The sequence below is a fragment of the Faecalibacterium longum genome (genome assembly GCF_040094125.1).
Classification (GTDB): Bacteria; Bacillota; Clostridia; order Oscillospirales; family Ruminococcaceae; genus Faecalibacterium; species Faecalibacterium longum.
In genome coordinates this window covers 1-11,280 of record NZ_JBBNIH010000117.1, presented here as the reverse complement: position 1 = coordinate 11,280, position 11,280 = coordinate 1, and the positions used below count along the sequence as shown (strand labels likewise).

The following is an 11,280-nucleotide window of genomic DNA, read 5'->3' as shown; positions in this document are numbered from 1 at the left end:
AGCGGCCGACGAGGCTCGAACTCGCTACCTCCACCTTGGCAAGGTGGCGCTCTACCAGATGAGCTACGGCCGCATATCCATTGTGGCGCGCCGGGCGTTCCCGGCGACGTCGATTATTATACCGCAGCTTTCGCCTCTTGTCAACTACAAATTTGCATTTTTTGAAAAAAGGGACGTTTCCGTCTCCCCACCGCGTACAAAGCCGCGCCGCCGTTCAAGTTTGTCTCAGCTGACGCGAAGAAAATTTAATTGCTTTCCTTTCTTAATATCGTTATAATTAAGATTGTCAAATCGTTGCTGAACTTTCGCGCCTGCCGCTTCGGGCTGCTGCACCGAGGAACAGGCGTGTTTTCATGCAGGGGAGAATATAGGAATAAGGAGCAAACGCAATGTACAAGATCACGGAAAAGGTGGCGCTGAACCCCACCGTTACAAAGATGGTCATTGAAGCCCCGCTCATTGCCAAAAAGGCAAAGCCCGGCCAGTTTATCATTGTGCGCCCGTTTGAAGACAGCGAGCGCATCCCCCTCACCGTCGCAGGCTATGACCGCGAGAAGGGTACTGTGGACATCATCTTCCAGATCGTCGGCGGCACCACCATGGAGCTGAACAGCCTCGAAGCAGGTCAGAGCGTCCACGACTTCGTCGGCCCGCTGGGCCGCGCTACCGAGGTGGAAGGCCTGAAGAAGGTCTGCGTCGTCGGCGGCGGCGTGGGCTGCGCCATTGCGCTGCCCATCGCCCGTGAACTCCACGAGCAGGGCTGCGTTGTCCACAGCGTGGTCGGCTTCCGCAGCAAGGACCTGCTCATCCTCGAGGACGAGTTCAAGGCCTGCAGCGACGAGCTGCGGGTCATGACCGACGATGGCAGCTACGGTACCAAGGGCGTCGTCACCGCTGCCCTCGACGAGCTGGTGGCTGCCGGCAACCAGTACGACCTGGTCATCACCATCGGTCCGCTCATCATGATGAAGTTCGTGGTCAAGACCTGCCAGAAGCACGGCCTCAAGAGCATCGTCTCCATGAACCCCATCATGATCGACGGCACCGGCATGTGCGGCGGCTGCCGCCTGACCGTGGGCGGCGAGACCAAGTTCGCCTGCGTGGATGGCCCCGACTTCGACGGCGACCTCGTGGATTTCGACGAGGCAATGGCCCGCGGCACCATGTACCGCCCCTTTGAGGCCAAGGCCCGGGAAAAGGCCTGCAATCTGTTCAAGACTCAGGAGGGAATGTAAAATGGCTTTCAATATGGACCCCAAAAAGTGTCCCATGCCCACCCAGGACCCCAACGTCCGCAACAAGAATTTTGAGGAAGTGGCTCTGGGCTACACCGCCGAGATGGCCGTGAACGAGGCCAAGCGCTGCGTCCACTGCAAGAACAAGCCCTGCCAGACCGGCTGCCCCGTCGGCATCGACATCCCCGAGTTCATCGGCCATGTGGCCGAGGGTGACTTCGAAGCCGCCTATCAGGTCATCAATCGTTCCTCTTCCCTGCCCGCCGTCTGTGGCCGTGTCTGTCCGCAGGAGAGCCAGTGCGAGGGCAAGTGTACCCGCGGCATCAAGAACGAGCCCGTCGGCATTGGCCGTCTGGAACGCTTCGTGGCCGACTGGCACCGTGAGAATGTTCACACTGCCCCCGTCGTGCCTGCGTCCAATGGCCACAAGGTCGCCATCATCGGCGCGGGCCCTGCCGGTCTGACCGCCGCAGGCGACCTCGCCAAGCTGGGCTATAAGGTCACGGTCTACGAGGCCCTGCACGTCGCAGGCGGCGTGCTGATGTACGGCATCCCCGAGTTCCGTCTGCCCAAGGCCATCGTCCAGCAGGAGATCGACGGCCTCAAGAAGATGGGCGTCGATTTCGAGTGCAACATGGTCATCGGCAAGGTGCTCACCATCGACGAGCTGATGGGTGAGTACGGTTATGAGGCCGTCTTCGTGGGTTCCGGTGCCGGCCTGCCCCGCTTCATGGGCATCCCGGGCGAGAGCCTGAAGGGCGTCTACTCCGCCAACGAGTTTCTCACCCGCTCCAACCTGATGAAGGCTTATCTGCCCACCAGCAAGACCCCCATCCGCACCGGCAAGAAGGTCGCCGTCGTCGGCGGCGGCAACGTGGCAATGGACGCTGCCCGCAGCGCCCTGCGTCTGGGCGCTGAGACGGTCTACATCGTCTACCGCCGCGGCATGGCTGAGCTGCCTGCCCGTAAGGAAGAGGTCGAGCACGCCGAGGAAGAGGGCATTATCTTCAAGACCCTCTGCAACCCCGTGGAAATTCTGTCCGATGAGGACGGCTTCGTCAAGGCCATCACCTGCATCGAGATGGAGCTGGGCGAACCGGATGCTTCCGGCCGCCGCCGCCCCATCGAGAAGAAGGGCAGCGAGTTCACGATGGACGTGGACACCGTCATCATGAGCCTGGGTACCAGCCCCAACCCCCTCATCCGCTCCACCACGCCGGGCCTCGAGACCAACAAGCACGGCTGCATTGTCACCGAGGGCGACGAGGGCAAGACCAGCCGCGAGGGCGTGTACGCCGGCGGTGACGCCGTCACCGGTGCCGCCACCGTCATCAAGGCCATGGGCGCAGGCAAGGCTGCCGCCAAGGCCATCGACGAGTACATCCAGAACAAGTAAACTATACATATAGCAAAAGCAGGTCATCCCGCCGGGATGGCCTGCTTTTTGTTATCGGTAAAGATTTGCCGCCTCTGCGTTTTCCAGCGTCAGCAAGCGTATCTTCTTTTCGATGCCGCCCGCGTAGCCGGTCAGGCTGCCGTCGCTGCCCACCACCCGATGGCAGGGTACGATGATGGAAACAGGGTTATGCCCCACCGCGCCGCCCACAGCCTGCGCGGAGACGCGCTTTCCGCCGTTCTTCTCCGCCAGCTGTTTTGCCAGTGCGCCGTAGGTCGTGGTCTGTCCGTAGGGAATCTGCAGCAGCAGCGCCCACACCGCCTGTCGGAAATCGGAGCCGATAAGATGGAGTTTCGGAGTAAAGTCCGGCTCCCGGCCTGAAAAATAGACGTCCAGCCAGCGGCAGGCGTCTCCCAGCACTGGCATTGTCCCCTCTTCATTCTCTGGAGGAAGCTTCGCCGCAAAATACTTCTGTGCCTCGAACCATACTCCGGTCATCCCTTCTTCGTCTGCTGCCAGCAGTATCTTTCCCAGCGGCGAATCGTAATGCATCGTATAGGTCATGGCGGTTCATCCCTTCCTTTTCGGCTTTTGGGTCGGCGCGTAGTCCTTGAGGCCCGGCACCGCGCCGCCTGCTGCCGCCCAGAGGTAGAGGCTGGCCACGCTGCAATAGGGACTGAACCGACGGCGGTACTTTTCGAACAGTTTCCGGTCGATTTTTCGGTGGTGGTACACCATCCGCAGCCCACGCTGGATGGCAAGGTCGTCGTAGCTGAACACGTCGGGCCGCTGCATACAGAAGAGCAATATCATCTCTGCCGTCCAGACACCGACGCCTTTCAGGCCGCTCAGCTCCCGGATGGCCTCATCGTCCGGCCTCTGCCGGATACCCTCGAGGTCAAATTCTCCGCTCTCGATTTTCCGGGCAAAGTCCGTAATGTATTCAGCCTTTCGGAAGGTCATACCGAAGCTCTGCAGCTTCTCAACCCCGGCTCCGAGGACGGCAGCTGCATCCACCACGCCGAGCTCGTCCCGCATCCGCTTCCAGATGGTCGCCTGCGCTTTCGTGGAGATCTGCTGGCCGACGATGTGGTGTACCACCGCCGAAAAGAGGTCGGTATCCACTTCCCTCTCGATGTGTCCCACCTGTGCGATGACCGCCGCCATCCGCTCGTCTCTTGCGCTCAGATACGCCGTTTCCGCTTCGCCGTATTGGAAATACATCTGTCCCGCCTTCTTTCTATACAACCTTTCGTTTGCTCATCAGTTGTTGATTTGATTATAACAGAAAGTACGAAGTTTTGCAATATAAAAGCGCCCTGCCAAAAGGCAGAGCGCTGAAAGTTTGTTGGTAAGCCTATTCTTGGACGTTCAGGATGCAGCTGTCTTTTATCGCAAGTCAAGAAATTAGCGCAACATTCAAACAGCATATTTGCGATATGCAATTCAACGTTGTTGCTGTTGCATTAAAAAGTTGAATTGCTATAAGTGACAGCCCTGCTTTTTATCGGTACGGTGTACAAATCACTTACATTCCTTCTTCATAGCAGAATAGCCGATGAGAACGGTCCACACATAGGCGCAGGTCTTGGGGATCATCAGCATCCCGATCATGGGGATGGCATTGGCCCAAAGAACAACGGGAATGTAGAAACCGAAGCTCAGCACGATGGTCAGCCACATCCAGCGGAAAGCCGAGTCGTTATGCTCCTTGGCGCTGCGGTAGAATAGCACGATAATCAGCAGGCCCATCAGTGCAAAAGGAATATTACGGTAAATGCCCCAGGACAGCGGGGATCCGTCGCTCAGCCACTGGTTCTGCGGCATCATGCACAGGATAACACGCACAGCAGCCAGACCGTAGACGGCGGCAGTCAGGCCATTGTTGCCCTTGACCCGGTAGCGCTCACGCCAGACATAGTACAGCAGCACATAAAAGACTGTCATTGTCACAGAGGTGATCCACTTACCCAGACCCAGGGGAACGGTAAAGTTTTCAAGACCCGTGGTGCATAGAGCCAGAGCACGGGGAATCAGATGGAACGAGTCGCCGGTACCCAGAACGACAGCCATCAGACCGAACAGCTTGAACTGGTGGCTGCCCTTGCAGCCACGGATCATCAGGATACCGATGGTGATGACGGATACCAGATATACCGCATCAAAAACAGTTTCTACGATTGCTTGCATAGTTGATTGCTCCTTGTCGATACATCAAATTTATTGTAACACTGCATTTTTTTGCAGGGCCGTCTTAGTTTTTACGGTCATCAGGGGCTTGCCTGGCATAGCTGCATCCAAAGCACAGGATGTTGAAGCTGGCAGTGCTCCACACAAGGCAGGCAAGCCGCAGCAGGATACTGCGATGAGCTTTCCTATGAGCGTCTCCTTTGAGTGAACAGTGTTCAATTTGGACGTTATAAAATTCCCACAGCAGTGTGGGAAGAAAATGCGGTCAATATAAGGTTCTGCGCACGATCTCCAGCACAGCGGCGGGGTCGTAGTCCTGCCGCAGCAAGGCAGACAGCATAAGCGAAAACAGAACATCGGCAAATTTTTCAACGGTGAATTGCTCGTTAAAAGCGTCCGGACGGATCTTGCTATCCTGTTGCAGCACCGTACACAGACCATTTAAGATATGGTTCCAGACTTGCTGCATGTGCCGTTTGCCATCGGCCTTGTCCTCCTGCATAAAGCCGAGAGAGTGCAGTGTGAAGAATCCGGGATACTGCTCATAGCCGTAGGCCATGCGCTCGTACATCCATTTGACACAGGTCTGCACGTCCTGAAATACGGCCTCGTCCTGCGGGCGGTGGAAAATTTCGCACCAGACGCTCTCGACCGTGGCGCTGATAAGCTCAGCCTTGGAGTCATAATAGTTGTAGATCGAGCCGACCGAGACCCCGCATGCCGAGGCGACAGAACGGATGCTGACTGCCGCCCAGCCCTTTTCCCGGATAAGCTCACGGCTGTTTTTTAAGATCTCTTCCTTGGAGGTCACGATCGTATTCATGTAGTCACCCTCAATATGAACAATGTTCATTTTTATTATACTGCCCCTTCCCACTTTGTCAAGAGGATTTCATAAAAGGTTTATATTTTTGTGGTCATCCCTTTTAGCCATGTTCACGGATGCTTTTCTGGTACACCAGCGCCTTGGGCATGAAAAGGTTTCGACCACACCCGGCACCTACGCCCACCTGTACCCGGATCGAGCAAACAACGTCGCGGACCGCCTGGAAGCTCCGGCTTTCCCAGGGAAGAAGAAACCGTGATACTGGTTTGATTCTTCCTCGGGTGTTATTTTTTCTGTTGCTTTGGACGCGAAAAAGCCCCGCCTTCAAGCAAAAAATCTTGAAAGCAGGGCCGTTTTTTATACGTTATTCCGTTCTATTTTTGATGGATTCAAAAAGTTGGAAGGCAAATTTTTATTACTCGAGCTCGGTAAGTCCAGATTCTTACTAAACAAATTTGTTTAGTAATTCTGTTCTTGGATGTTCACTTTTCCATGAGATTGCCGTGGTAGATGTGGCTTGCTGATTTTTTAGTATCAGGATAGTATCACACAACCAGTGGAATCTCTGTGAATATTATAGCAGATATTTTTCCTAATATCAAATATTATTTGCTATCATCCCCTGCCATTGAACTTCCGCCAATCCCAAAGAACTTATCAAAGAAGCTCTTCAGCTTATCGATCACGCCTTGCTTCTTCTGCGCACGGCCACCGCCGCCAAAGCGGGAAACAGGAGGCATCAGCTTATCAATGTCAGTGCCCACAGTTTTGATCTCGCCATCACGGAACGCATTGGCCAGATACTTGCGCGTCTCCGGCTCCTTTAGCTTTTCCTCTTGGATGATCTTTGTAAGCTCTTTCTCTCGCTGTTCGGACACAAAGGTATTCCACTCTGCCATCACGTCATCCACATCGTTGACCCCTGCAATAAACGTTTCAATCAGCTGCTTTTTGCTGCGCAGTTCCGGGCTGGCATCAATCGCCTTGCGAATCGTGATGAGCACTTCTTTATCATCGCAATGGGTGTCATGGTACTTTTTGACCAGCATCGGAATGTAGTCAATGTTAATTTCGACCTGCCGAATCAGTTCCACCTCGAACACCACATCATCCGTGATGTCCTCTTTGGTTTCATCGTGCTTCTTGTTACGCCATTCATCCCGCAAATCTTGATAGCGGCCCAAATAGTCCTGTAAATCCCGTTCAGAGATCAGTTCGTTGCCCTTGAAATCATCAAAGGAGGACAGCAGGTTCCGCATCCGCAGCAGTGCACCAAACAGCACGATAAAGTCCTTCTGGTTCTGCTCCCCGTTGATTTGCGGCTCTGTCAGCGGGAACTTCTGCGTCAGGTCATCGATCATGTCCGTATAGCCCTGATGGTATTTTCCCTGCTCGTCCATATAACCGTGGTAGTAGTCCGCATATTTGCGCAACAGAACGATGCCGCCCGCATTTTTATCTCCAAACAGCGAAATTGCCGCATCCACCCGCTTTTGCAGATTGCGGAAGCAGACGATATTGCCAAAGGTCTTGATGCTGTTCAAGATACGGTTCGTCCGGCTGAACGCCTGAATCAGACCGTGCATCTTCAGGTTTTTGTCCACCCAAAGAGTATTCAGGGTCGTGGCATCGAAGCCCGTCAGGAACATATTGACCACGATCAGCAGGTCAAGCTCTTTATTCTTCATGCGGAGCGATACATCTTTATAGTAATTCTGGAACCGTTCACCATCCGTCGAGTAGTTCGTATGGAACATCTCGTTGTAGTCCTGAATGGCTGCGTCCAGAAAATCCCGGCTGCTCTGGTCGAGGTTGGAGGTATCTTCCGGGTTTTCCTCGTCCAGAATGCCATCCGTTTCCGCTTCATTGGCTCCATAGCTGTAAATGGTAGCAATGCGCAGCCGCTTGGTTGGATCTGCCGCCATCTGTTTTTTGAACTCCTGATAATACAGCTTTGCCATCGGCACAGAAGCCACGCAGAAAATCGAATTAAAACCGCTGACGCGCTGTTTTTGCTTGATTTCCTCCACCGCACCACGCTGGGCAGAGGCCACCTCTGCCACATTCGTCAGCAGATTAAACTCATACGATTTGTCTCCCCGATAGGTTTTCTGGTCGAAGTGGTCGAGGATGTACTTTGTCACCAGAGAAATACGCTTGGGTGCCATGAACGCCTTTTCCCGGTCAATGTCCCAAACCTGCTTGTCGTCCATGTCCGGCTCTGCGTCCATCGTTTTGATGTAATCCACACGGAACGGCAGCACATTCTTGTCGTTGATGGCATCCACGATGGTGTAGGTATGCAGTGGTAGAACCTTTTCGCCTTTTTCATTTGGTTCACCGCCAAACAACTGAGGCGTTGTCCTCATACCGGGTTTTCCGCTCGTACCTGCATTTGCTGCGTAAATCGGTGTTCCGGTAAAACCGAACAGGTAGTACTTTTTGAAGTTGTGAACGATAGCACCGTGCATATCACCGAACTGGCTGCGGTGGCACTCGTCAAAGATGATCACAACATGCTTCTGGTAGACCTCATGCCCCGGATTCTTCTTGATGAAGGTCGCCAGCTTCTGGATGGTGGTAATGATGATATGTGCTTCCGGGTTTTCCAACTGGCGTTTCAGAATCGTGGTGCTGGTGTTGGAGTTTGCCGCTCCTTTCTCGAAGCGGTCATACTCCTTCATCGTCTGATAGTCCAAGTCCTTGCGGTCTACCACAAACAACACCTTGTCGATGTAGGGCAGCTGCGATGCCAGCCGTGCCGTTTTGAAGGAGGTCAGCGTCTTGCCGGAGCCAGTGGTGTGCCAGATGTAGCCGCCGCCCTCGATGGTGCCATACTTTTTGTAGTTGTTGGCGATCTCGATGCGGTTCAATATCCTCTCGGTTGCCGTGATCTGATATGGGCGCATCACCATCAGCATCTTTTCTGAGGTAAAGATGCAATACCGGGTCAGCACGCTCAGGATCGTGTGCTTTGCAAAGAATGTCCGGGTAAAGTCGATCAGATCCGTTAGCACGCGGTTGTTCGCATCAGCCCAGTAGGAGGTAAATTCAAAGCTGTTGCTGGTCTTTTCCTTTTTCGTCTTGCCGTGTTTGGCACCCTTGATGGCATTGTAGCGGGTGCTGTTGGAGTAGTACTTGGTATTTGTGCCGTTGGAGATCACAAAAATCTGCACATACTCATACAAGCCGCAGCCCGCCCAGAACGAATCCCGCTGGTAGCGGTTGATTTGGTTAAATGCCTCCCGGATGGCCACCCCGCGCCGCTTCAGTTCCACATGAACCAGCGGAAAGCCGTTGACCAAAATCGTCACATCGTAGCGATTATCATGCCGCGCGCCGTCTGCTTGTTTTACCTCATACTGGTTGATGACCTGCAGGCGGTTGTTATGGATGTTCTTTTTGTCGATCAGTGTGATATTTTTGGAACTGCCATCATCCCGATGCAATACCTGCACATTATCTTCCTGAATCTTCCGTGTTTTTTCGGGAATATGCTCGTTGGGATTGGCAATTACATCACTGAAAAACTGCCGCCACTCCGTATCGGAAAACTGGTAGTGGTTCAGCTCTTCCAACTGGCTGCGGAGGTTGTCAATCAGTTCATCCTCGGTATGCAGCGGCAGATAGGTGTAGCCCTGCTCGCACAACAGCCGGATAAACTCTTTTTCCAGTTCCGCCTCGCTTTGGTAGCTGTCAGAGCGCACCTTGGAGGGTTCATAGGCGGCAACAACGGTATCTTCATTGGTAGCCGCAACGATATTGAAAAAAGACATTTCGATTTCCTCCAGCAGCACTTATTTTTCACTTTGTGATTGCATATCACACGCAATTCGAACCAAAAGTTTTATTTCATTATCTCTCATCTTTGCCACGTCCATTTTTACCCATTTAGAACCACAGTCTTTGTAAAATCCTTCTGCCTGTTTTAACCCCCGCATCCATTCCTTTGCATCTGCATATGGATTCAATCCCGAAAAAATTTTCTGTAATTGATAATCGGCTCCTGCATAGCTTGGCTTAGGTACTGCAAGCAGGCTTTCTAAATAGTCGTTTAGACCCTCCGTATCCAGCGATTCTACCATTTTAACAACTTCGGGCACTGCTTCTATCAATCTCGATTGGTAGGAAATGATTTTCTGTTGATTTTCCTCTATCGTGCTTTGAACCTCCAGCAAAGAAATCAACTCACGAAGTCTTGTATCTTCATGTCTGCTTTCCATAATAGAAGCTGCCGACTTTAATGTATCCAATGGATTTGTACTAACCTGAACTTTTTGCTTTGCCCACTCTTGCTTTTTCTCTTCAATGATCTGTTTGATTTTTTCTGTTCCAAGTGATAAAAGCTGGTATCTTGAACCTATATATCCGATGATTCCATCGTATGGAATGTTCAAATGTTTTATTTCAGGAAACGCAGTTGAGTATATCATAACGTCAACTGTCGGTTCTGCATTTGTCTGCCAAAGTTGCGACTCTGCATAAGGAATAATTGCCGGTGAGTACTGTGTTTCGCCCTTTTTTAGAAATTTCGCACGGCTTGTTTCGAATGGATGCGCAAAAGACAAAGAGCGAATATACTCCCATACTTTATCGTCAGTTGGTATTTTTCCATCTGGAAGTATCAGATTATGCTCTTCGCATACATCTGCAAAATAGCTGTACGTCGTCTGCGAATCCCGTGTGTATGGATGTTCTACCTCTAATAAGTGAAGCACCAATTTAACCGCATCAACTATCATTGAGCCATACATCATCAAAAGAAGAAACTCTTCCTCAGAATTCGGAATCATCGTATGTGCATTGATATAACCGACGCACTTTTCCATTCTATCCAAAAGCGCATATCCGAGATTATATAACTCTACATATTCTTTTTCACACCCAAACACATTCGATGCGTTCAGGGCTTTTCTGAACTCTTGATAAATTTTTTCATCAATTGGATGATTCATCTTTGTATTTCCTAAAGTTCAACAGCTTGTCCCGGTAATACTCATACTGCTTTTGTCTTGCTTCAATCTCCGCTGGCAGGCCGCTGGTCAAATCATTGCAAATAGCATCAAAACGGTCAAGGATAGAAACAATCCGTTTTTGTTCCTCAATGGACGGTACTGCAATTACAGCCTTTGCTATATTGTCGTTGTACAATCTCGGAATCGTTCCGCCCTCAGATGCTTTCCACGGTTTCAATTCATAGCAATAACGAAGATAGCTATTCAGAACAATACTTTCATCGTTATCGATCCAAACAATGTTGGAATCTTGAAAATATGCTGGTTTGCCGTCATAAACGACCGTTCTGCCAATCGTTCCTGCCGCAGAAATCAGCACATCGCCTTTTTTCGGGAAGTTATATCTCGACCGATATTCGTCAAATGTTTCCTGCGAAATATAGGCATCAGCTTCTTTTCCAAAGGTTCCAATTTTATAGAACGGAACACCGCTCGCTGTGTTTGTCTGGCTCTTCAAAATACGCTTGCACATACAGATAGAACCCACATCACCCAAAGGAATCCTTACATAGCCAAATACATACCGCAAGAGCTTAATCAGCGTTCCGTTCCGTTCCGTTCCGTTCCGTTCCGTTCCGTTCCGTTCCGTTCCGTTCCGTTCCGTTCCGTTCCGTTCCG

The 11,280-nt window shown here is 51.9% G+C and carries 9 protein-coding genes and 1 tRNA gene; 2 read left to right on the top strand and 8 right to left on the bottom strand.

Annotated features, from left to right (window positions below; all coding sequences use genetic code 11):
- Window positions 1–73, bottom strand: a tRNA-Gly gene (locus AAAU26_RS05195).
- Window positions 74–389: 316 nt separating this feature from the next.
- Between AAAU26_RS05195 and AAAU26_RS05190 the strand changes: the two genes are divergently transcribed.
- Complete coding sequence (locus tag AAAU26_RS05190) at window positions 390–1,235, top strand: sulfide/dihydroorotate dehydrogenase-like FAD/NAD-binding protein (protein ID WP_227619196.1); 846 nt, start codon at window positions 390–392, stop codon at window positions 1,233–1,235.
- 1 nt (window position 1,236) lies between these two features.
- Window positions 1,237–2,631 carry an NADPH-dependent glutamate synthase gene (gene gltA / locus AAAU26_RS05185; RefSeq protein WP_227619195.1) on the top strand — a complete coding sequence of 465 codons (1,395 nt, stop codon included), beginning with the start codon at window positions 1,237–1,239 and terminating at the stop codon, window positions 2,629–2,631.
- Between the two features lie 51 nt (window positions 2,632–2,682).
- Here gltA and AAAU26_RS05180 read toward each other — a convergent pair whose 3' ends face one another.
- The 7 genes from AAAU26_RS05180 to AAAU26_RS05150 form a co-directional block, all read right to left on the bottom strand.
- Entirely contained in the window at window positions 2,683–3,195 is a 513-nt protein-coding gene (locus AAAU26_RS05180; RefSeq protein ID WP_227619194.1) for a methylated-DNA--[protein]-cysteine S-methyltransferase, read from the bottom strand.
- Between the two features lie 6 nt (window positions 3,196–3,201).
- Window positions 3,202–3,855, bottom strand: coding sequence for a DNA-3-methyladenine glycosylase family protein (locus tag AAAU26_RS05175; protein ID WP_227619193.1), 654 nt, complete (start codon window positions 3,853–3,855; stop codon window positions 3,202–3,204).
- Between the two features lie 300 nt (window positions 3,856–4,155).
- The gene (locus AAAU26_RS05170) at window positions 4,156–4,821 is read right to left on the bottom strand and encodes a hypothetical protein (protein WP_227619192.1); all 666 of its coding nucleotides are present in this window, start codon (window positions 4,819–4,821) and stop codon (window positions 4,156–4,158) included.
- A 265-nt stretch (window positions 4,822–5,086) separates the two neighbouring features.
- Window positions 5,087–5,644, bottom strand: coding sequence for a TetR/AcrR family transcriptional regulator (locus tag AAAU26_RS05165; protein WP_227619219.1), 558 nt, complete (start codon window positions 5,642–5,644; stop codon window positions 5,087–5,089).
- A 608-nt stretch (window positions 5,645–6,252) separates the two neighbouring features.
- Window positions 6,253–9,423, bottom strand: a complete 3,171-nt coding sequence (locus tag AAAU26_RS05160) for a type I restriction endonuclease subunit R (RefSeq protein WP_227619191.1) — start codon at window positions 9,421–9,423, stop codon at window positions 6,253–6,255.
- Window positions 9,424–9,444: 21 nt separating this feature from the next.
- The gene (locus tag AAAU26_RS05155) at window positions 9,445–10,602 is read right to left on the bottom strand and encodes a hypothetical protein (protein ID WP_227619190.1); all 1,158 of its coding nucleotides are present in this window, start codon (window positions 10,600–10,602) and stop codon (window positions 9,445–9,447) included.
- Window positions 10,586–11,280 (bottom strand): restriction endonuclease subunit S (locus AAAU26_RS05150; RefSeq protein WP_349180936.1); only part of this gene is annotated, 695 nt, incomplete at its 5' end. The genes AAAU26_RS05155 and AAAU26_RS05150, both read right to left, overlap by 17 nt.